This is a genomic window from Cryobacterium cheniae (assembly GCF_004403395.1).
Taxonomy (GTDB): Bacteria; Actinomycetota; Actinomycetes; order Actinomycetales; family Microbacteriaceae; genus Cryobacterium; species Cryobacterium cheniae.
In genome coordinates, this window is the sequence record NZ_SOGN01000044.1 from 239598 (window position 1) to 256241 (window position 16644).

Annotated in this window: 14 protein-coding genes; 3 read left to right on the forward strand and 11 right to left on the reverse strand. The window is 68.0% G+C overall.

What is annotated here, in order from left to right; genetic code table 11:
- Positions 1–15: 15 nt before the first annotated feature.
- The 5 genes from E3T23_RS10600 to E3T23_RS10620 all read right to left on the reverse strand — a co-directional run bounded on the left by E3T23_RS10600 (position 16) and on the right by E3T23_RS10620 (position 3964).
- A complete protein-coding gene (locus E3T23_RS10600; protein WP_134370326.1) occupies positions 16–942 on the reverse strand; it encodes an ABC transporter substrate-binding protein in 927 nt (308 codons plus the stop codon).
- Positions 942–1682, reverse strand: coding sequence for an ABC transporter permease (locus tag E3T23_RS10605; RefSeq protein ID WP_134370327.1), 741 nt, complete (start codon positions 1680–1682; stop codon positions 942–944). The genes E3T23_RS10600 and E3T23_RS10605 overlap by 1 nt, the downstream gene beginning before the upstream one ends.
- Positions 1679–2365 (reverse strand): ABC transporter permease, encoded by a 687-nt coding sequence (locus tag E3T23_RS10610; protein WP_134370328.1) that lies wholly within the window; start codon positions 2363–2365, stop codon positions 1679–1681. Before E3T23_RS10610 ends, E3T23_RS10605 begins: the two co-directional genes overlap by 4 nt.
- Entirely contained in the window at positions 2362–3210 is an 849-nt protein-coding gene (locus E3T23_RS10615) for an ABC transporter ATP-binding protein (RefSeq protein WP_134370329.1), read from the reverse strand. The genes E3T23_RS10610 and E3T23_RS10615 overlap by 4 nt, the downstream gene beginning before the upstream one ends.
- Before the next feature lie 100 nt (positions 3211–3310).
- Positions 3311–3964, reverse strand: a complete 654-nt coding sequence (locus E3T23_RS10620) for a TetR/AcrR family transcriptional regulator (RefSeq protein WP_134370330.1) — start codon at positions 3962–3964, stop codon at positions 3311–3313.
- A gap of 207 nt (positions 3965–4171) precedes the next feature.
- Between E3T23_RS10620 and E3T23_RS10625 the strand changes: the two genes are divergently transcribed.
- Entirely contained in the window at positions 4172–5200 is a 1029-nt protein-coding gene (locus tag E3T23_RS10625) for an App1 family protein (RefSeq protein WP_134370331.1), read from the forward strand.
- Positions 5201–5216: 16 nt separating this feature from the next.
- On the opposite strand, the gene E3T23_RS10630 is transcribed toward E3T23_RS10625, so the two are convergent.
- The 3 genes from E3T23_RS10630 to hisD are packed head-to-tail and all read right to left on the reverse strand — an operon-like array spanning position 5217 to position 8122.
- Positions 5217–6263, reverse strand: a complete 1047-nt coding sequence (locus E3T23_RS10630; protein ID WP_134370332.1) for a quinone-dependent dihydroorotate dehydrogenase — start codon at positions 6261–6263, stop codon at positions 5217–5219.
- Between the two features lie 8 nt (positions 6264–6271).
- On the reverse strand, positions 6272–6796 hold the full coding sequence (gene nrdR, locus E3T23_RS10635) for a transcriptional regulator NrdR (RefSeq protein WP_134370333.1): 525 nt from the start codon (positions 6794–6796) through the stop codon (positions 6272–6274).
- Positions 6797–6808: 12 nt separating this feature from the next.
- Positions 6809–8122: a histidinol dehydrogenase gene (gene hisD, locus E3T23_RS10640; protein ID WP_134370334.1), complete on the reverse strand. Its 1314-nt coding sequence runs from the start codon at positions 8120–8122 to the stop codon at positions 6809–6811.
- A 72-nt stretch (positions 8123–8194) separates the two neighbouring features.
- Between hisD and E3T23_RS10645 the strand changes: the two genes are divergently transcribed.
- Entirely contained in the window at positions 8195–8737 is a 543-nt protein-coding gene (locus tag E3T23_RS10645; protein WP_134370335.1) for a flavin reductase family protein, read from the forward strand.
- Here E3T23_RS10645 and E3T23_RS10650 read toward each other — a convergent pair.
- Positions 8734–9516 (reverse strand): lysophospholipid acyltransferase family protein, encoded by a 783-nt coding sequence (locus E3T23_RS10650; RefSeq protein ID WP_134370336.1) that lies wholly within the window; start codon positions 9514–9516, stop codon positions 8734–8736. The genes E3T23_RS10645 and E3T23_RS10650 overlap by 4 nt on opposite strands.
- 118 nt (positions 9517–9634) lie before the next feature.
- On the opposite strand from E3T23_RS10650, the gene E3T23_RS10655 reads away from it, so the two are divergent.
- Positions 9635–12028 (forward strand): ATP-binding cassette domain-containing protein, encoded by a 2394-nt coding sequence (locus E3T23_RS10655; RefSeq protein WP_134370337.1) that lies wholly within the window; start codon positions 9635–9637, stop codon positions 12026–12028.
- Between the two features lie 114 nt (positions 12029–12142).
- Here E3T23_RS10655 and dnaE read toward each other — a convergent pair whose 3' ends face one another.
- Together dnaE and E3T23_RS10665 are read right to left on the reverse strand one after the other, a co-directional pair.
- Positions 12143–15610, reverse strand: a complete 3468-nt coding sequence (gene dnaE, locus E3T23_RS10660) for a DNA polymerase III subunit alpha (RefSeq protein WP_134370412.1) — start codon at positions 15608–15610, stop codon at positions 12143–12145.
- 107 nt (positions 15611–15717) lie between these two features.
- Entirely contained in the window at positions 15718–16638 is a 921-nt protein-coding gene (locus E3T23_RS10665; RefSeq protein ID WP_134370338.1) for an RluA family pseudouridine synthase, read from the reverse strand.
- Between the last annotated feature and the right edge of the window lie 6 nt (positions 16639–16644).

The following is a 16644-nucleotide window of genomic DNA, read 5'->3' on the forward strand; positions in this document are numbered from 1 at the left end:
CGGCGGGGACGTGCTCTAGAAGAGCTTCGCCTGCTCGAGCCAGGCGGTCGCGATCTTCTCGGCGGAGAGCTGGTCGTTCACGCTCTCCGAGTTCAGGCTGACCAGGTCCTCGGCGGTCAGGGCGGCACTGACGGCGTTGAGCACGTCGGCGGCCTTCTCGTTGACTTTGGCGGAGACGACGGGCACGACGTTGTCCGCGAAGAACAGGCCGTCGGGGTCGTCGAGGGCGACCAGGTTGTCCGTCTTGATGTTCGGGCTGGCCGTGTAGACGTTCGTGATCTGGATGTCGTTGTCGACGAGGGCCTTGATCGTGAGCGGGCCGCCACCATCCTCAATGGGCGTGAAGCCGGCGATGGGGATGCCGTACTTCTCCGTCAGCGTCGTCGGTCCGTACGGGCGGGTCTGAAGTTCGGACGGTCCGCCGACGGTGATCGGCTCGGTGACGTCGGCGAGCGACGCGATGTCGGTCAGGCTGTACTTGTCGGCGAACGACTGCGTGACGGTCCAGGAGTTCTGGTCCGTGGCCGGGGCCATCTCCAGCACGCTCAGCCCGTCGGGCAGCGCCTCCTGCAGCTGCGCGAAGATTTCCTCGGCGGTGCCGCCGGCGGCATCCTTGTTGAGGGCCTGCAGCAGGCTGCCGGTGTACTCGGGGAAGACGTCGATGGAGCCGGATTCGATCTCCGGCAGGTAAACCTCGCGCTGGCCGATCTTGAACTGGCGGTCGACCGTGAAGCCGTTCTCCTCCAGCGCCTGGGCGTAGATCTCGGCGATGATCTCGTTCGAGTAGTAGTCCTGCGAACCGACGACGAGGGTTGCCGAATCATCGCCCGCGTTACTTCCGCTGTCCAGGGGGTCACCGGACGCACACCCTGCAAGGGCTACGACGGCCCCAACCGCGACCGCGGCGACCGCCGCGAGCCGGCCTCTTTTAGCTGTGAACATTAGTGGGTTCCTTTCGTGATGGCGGGTTCCATCCCCGGGTCAGGTCGGGCTGACCTGGCACGGTCGACTGGGGGACGTCCGGACGCGACGCCTCTGGGAATGACAAGACGCTGGCCCAGCGCGAATATTCCCTCGAGAACGAGGGCGAGCAGGATCACCAGCAGCGACCCGCCCAGCATCTCCGCATAGTCGCGGGTTTTCAATCCGGCGAACAGGAACCGGCCGAGACCGATATCCGCGACGTACGCGGCCAGGGTCGCCGTGGCGACGACCTGCAGGGTCGCCGAACGGATGCCCGCGATCAGCAGCGGCATCCCCAGCGGAACCTCGACCGTGCGCACGATCTGGCTCTCCGACATCCCGACCGACCGGGCGGAATCGATGATGGATCGGTCGATGGCCTCGAAGCCGGCGTAGGCGCCCGCGAGGATCGGCGGGATCGCGAGGACCGTGAGCGCCACAAACGGCGCACTGAGTCCGATGCCCACCCAGAGCGCGACCAGGGTCAGCAGGCCGAGGGTCGGAATGGCCCGTAGCCCGCCGGAGGCGGCCACCGCCAGGCTGCGTCCCCGACCCGTGTGCCCGATCAGGAAGCCGACCGGAATCGCGACCAGCGAGGCCATCAGAACCGTCACGACCGTGAACACCAGGTGCTCGACCAGCCGCACCGGGATGCCGCCCGGCCCGGCGTAATTGGCCGGGTCGAGGATCCAGTTCAGAGCGTCCCCGAACAGGTTCATGCGGACACCTCCCCGAGCTGGGCGGCCCGGAGTGCCCGCCGGCTCGTCGTTGCCGGGCGGGTCCAGGGCAGCAGGAGGCGTCCGAGCACCACGAGAGCACCGTCCAGCAGCAGTGCCAGGGCGACGGTCAGCACGATCCCGGCGATGATCTCGGCCTGGATGCCGCGCTGGAAGCCGTCCGTGAACAGGCTGCCGAGGCTCTGCGCGCCGATCACGGCCCCCACCGTGGCGAGGCTGACCGTGCTGACGGCCACGACCCGCAGACCGGCCAGGAGCACCGGTCCGGCCAGCGGCAGCTCAACCTGCCAGAAGATGCTCCAGCCGGAATACCCCACGGCGACGGCGGACTGTCGCACATCCGTGTCCACGGATGCCAGTCCGTCGGCCACCACGCGCACCATCAGTGCGATGCCGTAAATCGTCAGGGCGATGACCAGGTTGAGCGGCGAGCGGAGGCTGGTGCCGACGATGGCCGGGATCACGAAGAACAGCGGCAGCGACGGAATGGCATAGAGCAGGCCGCTGGCCGTCAGGATCACGCCGCGACCGGCCCGGTACCGGTTTGCGAGCCAGCCCAGCGGCACGGCGATCAGGAAGCCGAGAATGATCGGCGGCACGCTGAGGACCAGGTGATCGAGAGTGCGATCCCAGAGCAGGTCGAGATTCGACCAGATCCAGGTCACCGGTCCGCCCGGGCATCCGTCGCCGTCGGTCCCTGCTGCACGAGCACGCCGGCCAGGCGTCCCGCGCTGTCGAGGAGGAGGTCGGAGTCGCCACGGCGTTCGAGATGCAAGGCACGCTTGCCGCGATCCGCGCCGATGAAACTGGCCACGAAATCGTCGGCCGGGTTCGCCAGGATGTCGGCCGGGGCCCCCACCTGGGCGATCCGTCCGCCGTCGCGCAGGATGACGACCTGGTCGCCCAGCAGGAACGCCTCCTCGATGTCGTGGGTGACGAACACGACCGTCTTGCCCAGTTCGCTCTGCAGCCGGATCAGTTCCTGCTGGAGCTCGGCCCGCACGATCGGGTCGACGGCCCCGAACGGTTCGTCCATCAGCAGGATGTTCGGGTTGACCGCGAGCCCGCGCGCCACCCCCACCCGCTGTTGCTGACCGCCGGAAAGCTGGCTCGGGTACCGGTCGGCGAGAGTCTGGTCCAGGCCCACCGTGCCGAGCAGGGCGAGGGCGTCGGCCCGGGCCTTCTTCCTGGGCACCCCGCGCAGCAGCGGCACGGTCGCCACGTTGTCGATCACCGTGCGGTGCGGGAGCAGGCCGGAATTCTGCATCACATAGCCGATGCTGCGCCGAAGCGGCACCGGCTCGAGCCGGGCGATGTCGGCCCCGTCGATCTCGATCGTGCCGCTGCTGGGGTCGACCATCCGGTTGATCATGCGCAGCAGGGTGGTTTTACCCGAGCCGGAGGATCCGACGAGCACCGTCGTCCGGTGCGACGGGAAGGCCAGGCTGAAATCGTCGACGGCGACCGTGCCATCCGGGAACTTCTTGCTCACCGAGCGGAACTCGATCATGGGAGTGGCTCATTTCTCGACCGAAGTCGACAGAACACGGGCGGCAGGTACCCCACCCAATCATCACTCGGGGCCTTGAGCCGACCGGATCGCGGTATTCCTAGCGAACGCTCGGCCCGTAGTATCCGGCGAGGTAGTCATGCGTGACCGCGCGGCACTCCTCGATGAACCGCTCATCGCCCTGCGGGTCGGAACGGAACGCCCGCGACAGGATCGAGTCGCCCATCTCCACGGCGACCTCGAGCCGGAAACTCAGTTCGTCGCCGCCGTGGAGACCGAACGCCTCGACCATCATGCCGGCCACCCGGCGGGCGAAGTATCCCGTGTCGGGGTCTTCGGCGACCGGTACACCCTGGCGGTCACTGAAATGCATGATGCGAAACCCCGGCTCGGACCGGTACAGGTCGACGAATGCGGTGATGGCCACGTCGACGGCCTCCGACCAGTGCTTCGGGGCGCTCGTCTTGAGCTGCTCCGCAAACCGGTTCCGGAACCGCAGCACTGTGCGCTCACGCAGAGCCTGCAACACCGCGACGCGATCGGGATAGTAGCGGTACACGGTTCCGATCGACGCGCCGGCGCGCTCGGCCACCATCGCCGTCGTGATGCGGTCGAAGCCGACCTCGTCCACGACTATGGCGGCGGCGTCGAGCAGTCCCGACAGTCGTGCCGTGCTGCGCTGCTGGATCGGCTCGATGCGGGCCTGCTGGGCCGGCACAAAAGGATCCCCATCGAAAAGGTCACTGAGTGACACTTGTCCTCCTTGAGACTAAGTCACTAATACTAGGCGGCAATCTGCCCCTCTTCGTGCCGTGGCGGCGTGTCTCGCCCCGCGTTACGGAATTGACCGTCAGATGGCCGGGCAACGCGGTTTCGATGCCGGGATGCGGCATCGCCGTGCGAGACTGGTGATGTGCCGACGTATCCTCGAATCCCGCCCACGAGCACGCCAGCGAAGTTGATGCATCGCGCAGCCCGCATCGAGGACTGGCTGCATTTCAAACGCGAACACTCCGCCCGTAAGCGTGGTTACCTGCCCACTGTCATCCCCTATGCCGGCTACGGCTCGACCGAGTGGGTGCGCATTCTGTGCCGGGTGCTCCTGGCCAAGCCGGTCAAACCCGGTTCCTCGCTGGCCCGCCGGCACCGTGGGGCCGACCGCCGCGAGACTGGAATTCGCGGCTGGCGCAGCTTCACGAGCGTTCCGGTCAACGATGTGACGGTCACCATCGAGATCAACGGCTCCCTGCACCGGGTGCAGGCCGACCGCGGTGGCGTGGTCGACACGGTCGTTCCGGTCACGCTCACACCGGGTTGGCACACGGCCAAGTTGCACACGGACGACACCGTTGATCCGGTCGAGGCTCCGATCTTCATTGTGGCCCCGTCGGTGCGCCGGGGAATCATCTCCGACGTCGACGACACGGTCATGGTGACCACCCTCCCCCGCCCGCTGCTCGCGGCCTGGAACACCTTCGTGCTCGACGAACACGCCCGGGTTCCCACGCCGGGCATGGCGGTGTTCCTGGACCGGCTCGCAGCGGAAAACGAGGGCGCCCCGGTGATCTACCTGTCTACCGGGGCTTGGAACGTCGCCCCGACCCTGACCCGGTTCCTGAACCGCAACCTGTACCCGTCGGGGGCGCTCCTGCTCACCGACTGGGGTCCCACCCACGACCGGTGGTTCCGCAGCGGCCAGGACCACAAGAGGGCGAACCTGCGCCGTCTGGCCCTGGAGTTCCCGGACATCCGCTGGATTCTGATCGGCGACGACGGACAGCACGACGAGGCCATTTACGGCGAGTTCCAGCGGGAGTTCCCCGGGAGCGTCGAGGCAGTCGCGATCCGCCAGCTCTCCCCCAGTGAGGCCGTGCTGGCCGGGCGCCTGGCCAAGGATTCCACAGCCGCACCACCCGATCCCCGCTGGGTATACGGGCCGGACGGGTCGGCCCTGGCTCGGCATCTTGCGGAGCACGGCCTGATCTTCTAGGCTCGACGCCCCGAGGTCAGTCCCTCGGGGCGTGCGGGGCGAGGATGCGGTCGAGGCCGCGGTTGATCTGGCGGGCCCAGAGCGGTCCTCGGTAGAGGAAACCGGTGTAGCCCTGCACCAGAGTCGCGCCGGCGGCGAGGCGTTCGGCCACGTGTTCCGCGGTCTCCACGCCGCCGACCGAGATGACACAGAGGTCACCGGGAACGGACTCCCGGATCACGCGCAGCACGGCCAGGGAACGGGCTCGGAGCGGGGCACCGGAGAGACCTCCGGTGCCGGCGGCCTCGACGGTTGCGGCATCCGTTTTCAGTCCGGCGCGGGAAATCGTGGTGTTCGTGGCGATGATGCCGTCCAGACCCAACTCCACGACGAGTTCGGCGATCCGGGTCACTTCCGTATCGGCAAGGTCAGGGGCGATTTTCACCAGCAGGGGCGTGGCGCCGGCCTCGGCCTTGACCGCCCTGAGCAGCGGAGCGAGCTGGTCGAGTTCCTGCAGTCCGCGTAGCCCGGGCGTGTTGGGCGAGCTGACGTTGACGACGAGGTAGTCGGCCAGGGGGGCGAGCAGGGCGGCGCTGATGAGGTAGTCGGCGGTGGCGTCCTCGACGGCGGTGACGCGGCTCTTGCCGATGTTGATGCCCAGGATCGGGCGAGAGGAAACGGAGCGAACCCGCGCGAGGCGCACCCGGGCGGCACGGGCGCCGAAGTTATTGAAGCCCATCCGGTTGACGACCGCACGGTCGGGGATCAGGCGGAACAGTCGCGGCGTGGGGTTGCCGGGCTGTGGGACCGCGGTGATGGTGCCGACCTCCACGTGCCCGAACCCGAGCTGGCCGAGCCCGATGACGGCTTCGCCGTCCTTGTCGAAGCCGGCGGCCAGTCCGAACGGCGACGGGAAGCGCAGGCCCAAGGCGTCGACACCGAGGTCGGTGCGCGGGCGGGTGAAGCGGTGCACGACCCGGCCAATGCCGAGCGTGGGCAGCGCCCGGATCACGCTGAAGGCCAGGTGGTGAGCTCGTTCGGGGTCGAGACGGGCCAGGACGAGCGAGAAGATCAGCGGATACACGGGGTCGCCTAGGACTCGGCCGGGCGGTCGGCGCCCGCGGCAGTGTCGGTGCCGGTGCCGGTGCCGGTGCCGTGCTCGGTACGGGACCCGTGCTCGGTGCGCAGCCGGGCGATCGCCGCCTCGAAGTCCTCGAGCGAATCGAACGCCTGGTAGACACTCGCGAACCGCAGGTAGGCCACCTCGTCGAGTTCGCGCAGCGGCGGAAGGATCGCGAGGCCGACCTCGTTCGCCTTCACCTGCGACGCACCGGTCTGCCGGATGGTCTCCTCCACCCGCTGGGCGAGCATGGCCAGGTCGGAATCCGTCACCGGACGACCCTGGCAGGCCTTGCGCACGCCGGTCACGATCTTGTCCCGGCTGAACGGTTCGACGACTCCGCTGCGCTTGACGATGTTCAGGCTGGCGGTCTCGGTGGTGCTGAACCGTCGCCCGCATTCGGGGCACTGTCTGCGTCGGCGGATGGAAAGCCCGTCGTCACTCGTGCGCGAGTCGATGACTCGGGAGTCCGGGTGGCGGCAGAACGGGCAGAACATCGTGGGGCCAGCCTACAGGCCGGGAGCGAAGCGGGCCGTGACGGCGTCGCCGTGCGCGGGCAGCGCCTCGGCCGTGGAGAGGGCCGCGATGTGGTCGGCGACCTCGCGCAGGGCCTCCCGACTGTACGTGACGACCTGCTGGGGGCGCAGGAAGGTGTAGGCGCCGAGTCCGGAGGAGAACCGGGCCTGGCCGCCGGTGGGCAGCACATGGTTCGAGCCGGCCACGTAGTCGCCGAGGCTCACGGGCGAATGCGGGCCGAGGAAGATGGCGCCGGCGTTCTCGATCAGCGTGAGCACGGCATCCGGGTCGCTCGTTTGGATCTCGAGGTGCTCGGGGCCGAACGCGTTGCTGAACGCGGCCGCGGCGGTCAGGTCGTCCACGAGCACGATCCCCGACTGGCGTCCGTTCAGGGACGCGGTGACCCGGGTGCTGTGGGTCGTGCTCTGCATCAGGTCGGCCAGGTGCAGAGCGACCGCATCGGCCAGCTCCACCGAATCGGTGACGAGCATGGCGGCGGCCAGTTCGTCGTGCTCGGCCTGGCTGACCAGGTCGGCCGCGACGAGACGGGGGTCGGCGGACGCATCCGCGATGACCAGGATGTCGGTCGGGCCGGCCTCGGAGTCGATGCCGGTCACCCCGCGCACGAGGCGCTTGGCGGCGGCCACATAGACGTTGCCGGGGCCGGTGACGAGCTGAACCGGGTCGAGGCCCAGCCCGGGAACGCCGTAGGCGAAGGCGCCGACCGCGCCGGCACCGCCCATGGCGTAGATCTCGTCGATGCCGAGCAGTCCCGCCACCGCGAGGATGGTGGGGTGCACGCGGCCGTCGCAGTCGCTCTGCGGCGGCGACGCCAGCGCGATCGAGGACACGCCGGCGATCTGGGCGGGTACCACGTTCATCACGACGCTCGAGGGGTAGACGGCCTTGCCGCCGGGCACGTACAGGCCGACCCGGTTGATCGGCTGCCAGCGCTGCGTGATCGTGGCGCCGTCGGCGATCGTGGTGGTCACCTGAGGCGGAACCTGGGCTGCGCTGGCGATGCGCACCCGGCGGATGGTTTCCTCGATGGCCGTGCGCACGGCGGGATCGAGCCCGGCCAGCGCCTCGGCGACGTGGGACGCGGGAACGCGCAGATGGGACGGACGCACCCGGTCGAGGCGTTCCGCCTGGTCGAGGAGGGCGTCCTCGCCTCGGGCCCGCACATCGTCGATCAATTCGGCTGCGACGTCGCTGGCGGCGGTCACATCGGTGAGCGCGCGCGGGACGGCTGCAAGCAATTCCGCCGGAGTGGGCCGGGTCCCTCGGAGGTCAATAGTCTGGATCATCGCGTTCCAGCCTAGCCATCAACTCCCACCCACCGGGAATAGGCTGAACGCCGAGGAGATTGATTCAGTCACATGAGCGACACCGAAGCACCCCCGCCCGCCACCGCACCTCTGGTCGAGGACCCCAGAGCACCGCTGGATCTGGCCGCCTTCAAGCACGCGTTTCGGCGTCACGCCGCCGGCGTCGCCGTGATCACCGCGCTGCGACCGGACGGCACCCCGGTGGGCTTCACGGCCACGTCGCTGGCGTCGCTGTCGTCGGTTCCGCCGCTGGCCACGTTCAACATGGCGCGATCGGCCAGCACCTGGCCGGCCATCGCCGAGAGCGACCGAGTCGTCATCCACATCCTCGGGGCGCGCGGCCGGGCCGTCGCCGAGGTGATGTCGGGTCCCGCGGACCAGCGCTTCATCGGCGACCACTGGCAGCCAGGACCTCACGGCCTTCCCGTGCTGACGTGCGTCACCTCGTGGATGGTCGGGCGCGTCATCGAGCGCACGCTGGTGCACAACAGTGCCGTCGTGGTCGTGAAGATCGAGGAAGGCGGCCTGGGCGAGAACGACGAGGCCCTGCTGTACTACGAGCGCACCTACCGCGTGCCCGGCGCCGAAGCCTAGCCCCGGGTATCGGCCGCCCTCGCCTCGTCGCGGAGCCGGCGCCGCTCCGCCTCGGCCACGGCGGCCTCCTCCGGCGTGGGCGCGGTGCCACCCAGGTGGCGCGGCTGCCACCACTGGCCGGCACCGTCCACCGGGTAGGCCTTCTGCAGGCCGTCGACGAGGCCCTGCAGGTTATCGTGGAGGGCCAGCGTCATGGACTGCGTGTCCTCCCCCGCGGCGACCGGGAACGGCTCGCCGACGGCGAAACGGACGGGCACGCCGAAAACCTCGCGCAGGACCGGCTTGTGGTTCTTGGTGAGCACCCGGTGCCCGCCCCACACCGCGATCGGGATCACCGGAACCCCGGCCTCGGCCGCCATCCGGATGGCACCCGACTTCAGCTCGCGCACGGTGAAGGAGGTGTTCACGCCGCCTTCCGGGAACACGCCGAGCAGTTCGCCCGCCCGCAGAGCGGTCACCGCCTGACCGTAGGCCTCCGCTCCGGCCTTCATGTCGACCGAGATGTGCCGCATGCCGCGCAGCAGCACGCCGACGAGCTTCTGGTCGAACGCGCCCTTCTTGGCCATGAAACGGATGTGACGGCGGTTCTTGTGCCACAGCATCCACTCGACCAGGGCGAAGTCCATGTAGCCGAAGTGGGTGATCGCCAGCACCGCTCCCCCGGCGTCCGGCAGATTTTTCAGACCGGTCACCGATGGCTTCAGCCGCAGCAGGCCGAACACGGCCCGCCCGGCCAGAATCGCCGTGGTGTACAGAGGTTCGCGCGTGCCTGTGCTCATACCTCAAGGCTACGACCTGCATGGGGGAATTCGCTCTCAACGCGGCGCTTACCCCAGGCATAAACTCCACTGACACTGGATTCATCGACGACGGCACCGGCCACCAGAGGGAGACACGATGAGCACGGACCCGAGCAGCGCCACAAGCACCCCAGAGCCGAACGTCGCCGACAGCCACGACCGAATCCGCGTGCAGGGCGCGCGCGTGAACAACCTCAGGGACATCAGCCTCGACCTGCCGAAGCGGCGCCTGACGGTGTTCACCGGCGTCTCCGGCTCGGGCAAGAGCTCACTGGTGTTCGGCACGATCGCCGCGGAGTCCCAGCGGCTGATCAACGAGACCTACAGCGCCTTCGTCCAGGGCTTCATGCCGACCCTCGGCCGGCCCGACGTCGACGTGCTGGACGGGCTGACCACGGCCATCATCGTCGACCAGGAGCGGATGGGTGCCAACTCCCGTTCCACGGTCGGCACCGCCACCGACGCCAACGCGATGCTCCGCATCCTCTTCAGCCGGCTCGGGCAGCCACAGGTCGGATCGCCCCAGGCGTTCTCGTTCAACGTCGCCTCGATCAGCGGAGCCGGAGCGGTCACGCTCGAGCGCGCCGGCAAGACCGTGAAGGAGCGGCGCAGCTTCAGCATCACCGGCGGCATGTGCCCGCGCTGCGAGGGCATGGGCACCGTCAACGATATCGACCGCTCCGCGCTGTACGACGAGTCCAAGTCGCTCAACGAGGGCGCGCTCACGATCCCCGGTTACACCATGGAGGGCTGGTACGGCCGCATCTTCCGCGGCTGCGGCTGGTTCGACCCGGACAAGCCGATCGGCCGGTACAGCACGAAAGAACTGGATGACCTGCTCTACATGGAGCCGACGAAGATCAAGGTCGACGGGATCAATCTGACCTACCTCGGCCTCGTCCCGCAGATTCAGAAGTCGTTCCTGTCCAAGGATGTCGCCGCGCTCCAACCCCACATCCGAGCCTTCGTCCAGCGTGCGGTCACCTTCGCACCCTGCCCCGAGTGCGCCGGCACCCGTCTCAGCGAGGCGGCCCGCTCGTCGAAGATCGCGGGGGTCAGCATCGCCGACGCCTGCTCCCAGCAGATCAGCGACCTGGCCGGTTGGGTTCGCGGGCTCGACGACCCGTCGGTGGCCCCGTTGACGCAGGCGCTCCGCCAGATTCTCGACTCGTTCGTGGAGATCGGGCTGGGCTACCTCTCGCTCGACCGGCCGGCCGGCACTCTGTCGGGCGGCGAGGCCCAGCGCACCAAGATGATCCGGCATCTGGGTTCCTCGCTCACCGACGTCACCTACGTCTTCGACGAGCCCACCATCGGGCTGCATCCCCATGACATCGAGCGGATGAACAGGCTGCTGCTGCAGCTGCGGGACAAGGGCAACACCGTGCTCGTCGTGGAGCACAAGCCGGAGGCGATCGTGATCGCCGACCACGTCGTCGACCTCGGCCCGGGAGCCGGTACGGCCGGCGGCACGGTCTGCTTCGAGGGAACAGTGGCGGGGCTCCGCACCAGCGGCACCCTCACCGGCCGCCACTTCGACTACCGGGCGGCGCTCAAGCCTGCGGTGCGCACGCCCACGAGCACGCTGCAGATTCGCGGCGCGACCAAGAACAACCTGAAGGATGTGGACGTCGATATCCCGCTCGGGGTGCTGGTTGTGATCACGGGCGTCGCCGGCTCCGGAAAGAGTTCCCTCGTGCACGGGTCGATCCCCACCGGGGCGGGCGTGGTGTCGGTCGACCAGGGCGGCATCCGCGGTTCCCGACGAAGCAACCCGGCAACGTACACGGGAATGCTCGACCCGATCCGCAAGGCCTTCGCGAAGGCCAACGGAGTAAAGCCGGCCCTGTTCAGTTCCAACTCAGAAGGCGCCTGCCCCAACTGCAACGGCGCCGGGGTCGTCTACACCGACCTGGGCATGATGGCGGGCGTCGCAACCACCTGCGAGGTCTGCGAGGGGAAGCGGTTCGAGGCATCCGTGCTGGACTACCGGCTCGGCGGCCGCGACATCAGTGAGGTGCTCGCGATGTCGGTGCGCGATGCCAGGGAATTCTTCGGCACCGGCGAAGCGCGCACGCCGGCCGCCCACACGATCCTGGGCGGGCTCGTCGACGTCGGGCTCGGCTACCTGAGCCTCGGCCAGCCGCTCACGACGCTGTCGGGAGGCGAGCGCCAGCGTCTCAAACTGGCCACCCACCTGTCCGAGAAGGGCGGCGTCTACGTGCTCGACGAGCCGACCACCGGACTCCACCTCGCCGACGTCGAGCAGCTCCTCGGCCTGCTCGACCGGCTGGTCGACGCCGGCAAGTCGGTCATCGTCGTCGAGCACCACCAGGCGGTCATGGCTCATGCCGACTGGATCATCGACCTTGGTCCCGGCGCCGGCCACGACGGGGGCCGGATCGTCTTCGAGGGCTCACCGGAGGACCTCGTCCTCGAGCGCTCCACCCTCACCGGCCGGCACCTCGCGGCCTACATCGGCCGGCCCTGACGGCGGCGGCTCGCTCCGAACGAATTCGACGGAGATTTTGGCCGTATCGCCCTTGAACAGGTCCGAAAGGCCGATTTTCGACAAGATCTCCGTCGAATTGGTTCACTCACTCGGCTAGGTCAGGCAGTTGGGCCCGAGCAGACTCTTGAGTTCCCCGAACAGGTCGGCGCTGATCTTCACCTGGTGGGGCAGTTCGAACACCCGGGCCGTGTGGCCCTTCACCAGCTTGAGCCGTACCTCGGAGGTGCCGATGTGGCGGGTGATGACCTCGCCCAGCGCCGTCACGGTGTCGGTCGTCGCCCGGGATTCCGCCAGCGTGACGGTCAGCGTGCCGGTGTCGGAGGCCTGGCCGAGCTCGGGCGCGAAGATGCTGTACGCGTGCAGGTTCATCCCGTCGTCGCGCAGGCTCACCCGGCCCCGCACGACCACGACGGAGTCGCTGATCAGGTCCGGCGAGAACTCTTGATAGGCCTTGCCCATGAACATCACGGCGATCTCCCCGCCGAAGTCCTCGACCTGGATGATGCCGTACTGGTTGCCTGACTTCTTCGCGATCCGGTGCTGCACGCTGGTGATCAGTCCGGCGATGGTGACGGTGTCGGCATCCTGGGTCTGCTCGGACCCCACCAGGTCCACGATGGTCGTGCTGGCGTGCTTGGCCAGCGGGATCTCGAGCCCGGCCAGCGGATGGTCGGAGACGTAGAGCCCGAGCATGTCCCGTTCGAGGGCGAGCTTCTCCTTCTTGCTCCATTCGGGACGGTCGGGAACCTGCTCGGTCTCCTGCGGGTCGTCGAAGAGGCTGTCGAAGTCGAAGCCGACCATGCCGTGCTGTTCGTCACGTTTGATCTTGACGGCGGATTCGACCGCGGCCTCGTGGATCTCGAACATGGCCCGGCGGGTCGCGCCGAGGGAGTCGAAGGCGCCGGCCTTGATCAAGGATTCCACAGTGCGTTTGTTGGCCACCGGGATCGGCACCTTGCGCAGGAAGTCGTGGAACGACTCGAACGCGCCCTTCTCCGTGCGGGCCGCGCGGATGGCGTCGACAACGTTGAAGCCAACATTGCGCACCGCGCCGAGGCCGAAACGGATGTCCGTGCCCACGGCGGCGAAGTAGCCGATCGATTCGTTCACGTCGGGCGGCAGAACCTGGATGCCCATCCGGCGGCACTCGTTCAGGTACAGTGCGAGCTTGTCGCGGGAGTCGCCGACGCTGGTCAGGAGCGCGGCCATGTATTCGGCCGGGTATTTAGCCTTGAGGTAGGCGGTCCAGTACGAGAGCACCCCGTAGGCGGCCGAGTGCGCCTTGTTGAAGGCGTAGTCGGAGAACGGCAGGAGAATGTCCCAGACGGTCTTCACCGCCTCCATGGAGTACCCGTTGGCGACCATTCCGCCGGAGAAGCCCTCGAACTGCTTGTCCAGTTCCGACTTCTTCTTCTTGCCCATCGCGCGGCGCAGCAGGTCGGCCTGGCCGAGGGAGAACCCGGCCAGCTTCTGCGCGATCGACATGACCTGCTCCTGGTACACGATCAGGCCGTAGGTGGTGCCGATGACGTCGGCGAGGGCCTCTTCGAGCTCCGGGTGGATCGGGATGATCTCCTGCTGGCCGGTCTTCCGCAGCGCGTAGTTGGTGTGCGAGTTGGCGCCCATCGGGCCGGGCCGGTACAGCGCGATGACGGCCGAGATGTCTTCGAAGTTGTCGGGCTTCATCAGGCGCAGCAGCGACCGCATGGGCCCGCCGTCGAGCTGGAACACCCCGAGCGTGTCGCCGCGGGCGAGCAGCTCGTAGGCGGCCGGGTCCTCGAGGCCGAGCTCCTCGAGCACGGGACGGTGGCCACGGTTCACGGCGATGTTATCGAGGGTGTCGTCGATGATGGTGAGGTTGCGCAACCCCAGGAAGTCCATCTTGATCAGGCCGAGGGCCTCGGAGGCCGGGTAGTCGAACTGCGTGACGACCTGGCCGTCCGCTTCGCGCTTCATGATCGGGATGATGTCGATCAACGGGTCGGAACTCATGATCACGCCGGCGGCGTGCACGCCCCACTGGCGCTTGAGGTTCTCCAGGCCGAGGGCGGTGTCGAAGACGGTGCGGGCCTCGGGGTCGGACTCGATCACGGCGCGGAAGTCGGCGGCCTCGCGGTAGCGCGGGTGGTCCTTGTCGAACATGCCGGTCAGCGGCACGTCCTTGCCCATGATCGCCGGCGGCATGGCCTTGGTGAGCTTGTCGCCCATGCCGAAGGGGAAGCCGAGCACCCGGGACGCGTCTTTCAGCGCCTGCTTCGCCTTGATCGTGCCGTAGGTGACGATTTGGGCGACGCGTTCCTCGCCGTATTTCTCGGTCACGTAGTGGATGACCTCGCCGCGGCGGCGCTCGTCGAAGTCCACGTCGAAGTCCGGCATGGAGACGCGGTCGGGGTTCAGGAACCGTTCGAAGATCAGCCCGTGCACGAGCGGGTCGAGGTCGGTGATGCCCATGGCGTAGGCGACCATCGAGCCGGCGCCCGAGCCGCGGCCGGGACCCACCCGGATCCCCTGCTGCCTGGCCCACATGATGAAGTCGGCAACCACGAGGAAGTAGCCGGGGAAGCCCATTTGGATGATGATGCCGATCTCGTAGTCGGCACGCTTTCGTACGTCCGCCGGGATGCCGTTCGGGTAGCGCCTGGCCAGCCCGATCTCGTTCTCCTTGACGAACCAGCTTTCTTCGTTCTCCCCCTCCGGGCAGGGGAACCGGGGCATGTAGTTGGCCTTGGTGTTGAACTCCACCTGGCAGCGCTCGGCGATCAGCAGCGTGTTGTCGCAGGATTCCGGGTGGTCGCGGAAGAGGTGCCGCATCTGCGCGGCGGTCTTCAGGTAGAACTCGTTCGAGTCGAACTTGAACCGGTTCGGGTCGTCGAGGGTCGACGCCGACTGCACGCAGAGCAGCGCCGCATGCGCGGTCGCGTCGTGGGCGTGGGTGTAGTGCAGGTCGTTGCTGGCCACCAGCGGGAGCTTCAGCTCGCCGGCCAGTTTGAGCAGGTCCGTCATGGTTCGGCGCTCGATGTCGATGCCGTGGTCCATGATCTCGCAGAAGAAGTTTTCCTTGCCGAAGATGTCCTGGAATTCCCCGGCGGCCTTCTTCGCCTCGTCGTACTGTCCGAGCCGCAGGCGGGTCTGCACCTCGCCACCCACGCACCCGGTGGTGCCGATCAGCCCGCCGGAGAATTCGGCGAGCAGTTCCCGGTCCATCCGGGGCTTGAAGTAGTACCCCTCCAGGCTGGCCTTGGACGAGAGCCGGAACAGGTTGTGCATGCCGGCGGTGGTCTCGGACAGCAACGTCATGTGGGTGTACGAACCGGCTCCACCGACGTCGTCGCGGTTCTGGCCGCTGGTGCCCCATCGCACCCGGGTCTTGTCCCGCCGGTTGGTTCCGGGCGTGATGTAGGCCTCGGTGCCGATGATCGGCTTGATGCCGGCCTCGGTGGCGGTGCGCCAGAAATCGAACGCGCCGAACACATTGCCGTGGTCGGTGATGGCGACCGCCGGCATCCCCTGTTCGATGGCCGCGTTGATCAGCGGCTTGACGCGCGCGGCGCCGTCGAGCATCGAGTACTCGCTGTGCACGTGCAGGTGCACGAAGGAATCCTTCGATCCACCCGACTGATTCTGAGAGGACAAAACGTCTCCGAGGTGTTGGAATTGGGCGCTACAGGTCAGAGATCACGCAGCACGTCGAGGGCGTGTGAGAGGTCGGCCGGGTAGTCGGTGGTGAACGTGACCCATTCCCGGGTGTCCGGGTGGTGGAATGCCAGTTGCTTCGCGTGCAGCCATTGCCGGGTCAGGCCGAGGCGCGCCGTGATCGAGGGATCGGCGCCGTACATGGCGTCGCCGACGCACGGATGCCGCTGGGCGGCCATGTGCACCCGGATCTGGTGGGTGCGCCCCGTCTCCAGGTGCACCTCCAGCAGCGACGCCGACGGGAACGCCTCGAGGGTCTCGTAGTGGGTGACGGAATCCTTGCCGCCCGCGATCACCGCGAACTTCCAGTCGGACCGCGGATGGCGGCCGATCGGGGCGTCGATCGTGCCCGTGCTCGGGTCTGGATGGCCCTGCACCACGGAATGGTAGATCTTCTCGACCTCACGGTCGTGGAAGGCCCGCTTGAGCGCCGTGTAGGCGGTCTCCGACTTCGCGACGACCATCAGGCCGCTGGTGCCCGCGTCGAGGCGGTGCACGATCCCGGCCCGCTCGCTCGCCCCGGAGGTCGCGATGCGGTAGCCCGCCGCGGAGAGCGCGCCGACCACCGTGGGACCGGTCCAGCCCACACTCGGATGCGCGGCGACCCCGGACGGCTTGTTGATGACCACGATGCTCTCATCGTCGTGCACGATCGTGAGATCCGGCACGGGGATGGGCACGATCGCCAAGGCCTCCTTGGGCTGCCAGGAGACCTCCAGCCACGCTCCGCCGTGCAGCCGGTCGGATTTGCCGACCACGACCCCGTTCAGGGTGACCCCGCCGGCCTCGCAGACCTCGGCCGCGAAACTGCGCGAGAAGCCGAGGAGCTTGGCGATGCCGGCGTCGACGCGGACTCCGGCGAGTCCGTCCGGCAGGGGAAGGGAGCGTGTTTCCATGGCGAG

Excerpts from the sequence above, each read along its gene's own strand:
- E3T23_RS10600 (WP_134370326.1), bottom strand. The coding sequence starts at position 942 with ATGTTCACAGCTAAAAGAGGCCGGCTCGCGGCGGTCGCCGCGGTCGCG.
- E3T23_RS10605 (WP_134370327.1), bottom strand. The coding sequence starts at position 1,682 with ATGAACCTGTTCGGGGACGCTCTGAACTGGATCCTCGACCCGGCCAAT.
- E3T23_RS10615 (WP_134370329.1), bottom strand. The coding sequence starts at position 3,210 with ATGATCGAGTTCCGCTCGGTGAGCAAGAAGTTCCCGGATGGCACGGTC.
- E3T23_RS10625 (WP_134370331.1), top strand. The coding sequence starts at position 4,172 with ATGCATCGCGCAGCCCGCATCGAGGACTGGCTGCATTTCAAACGCGAA.
- nrdR (WP_134370333.1), bottom strand. The coding sequence starts at position 6,796 with ATGTTCTGCCCGTTCTGCCGCCACCCGGACTCCCGAGTCATCGACTCG.
- hisD (WP_134370334.1), bottom strand. The coding sequence starts at position 8,122 with ATGATCCAGACTATTGACCTCCGAGGGACCCGGCCCACTCCGGCGGAA.
- E3T23_RS10645 (WP_134370335.1), top strand. The coding sequence starts at position 8,195 with ATGAGCGACACCGAAGCACCCCCGCCCGCCACCGCACCTCTGGTCGAG.
- E3T23_RS10650 (WP_134370336.1), bottom strand. The coding sequence starts at position 9,516 with ATGAGCACAGGCACGCGCGAACCTCTGTACACCACGGCGATTCTGGCC.
- E3T23_RS10655 (WP_134370337.1), top strand. The coding sequence starts at position 9,635 with ATGAGCACGGACCCGAGCAGCGCCACAAGCACCCCAGAGCCGAACGTC.
- dnaE (WP_134370412.1), bottom strand. The coding sequence starts at position 15,610 with ATGCTCGACGGCGCCGCGCGCGTCAAGCCGCTGATCAACGCGGCCATC.
- E3T23_RS10665 (WP_134370338.1), bottom strand. The coding sequence starts at position 16,638 with ATGGAAACACGCTCCCTTCCCCTGCCGGACGGACTCGCCGGAGTCCGC.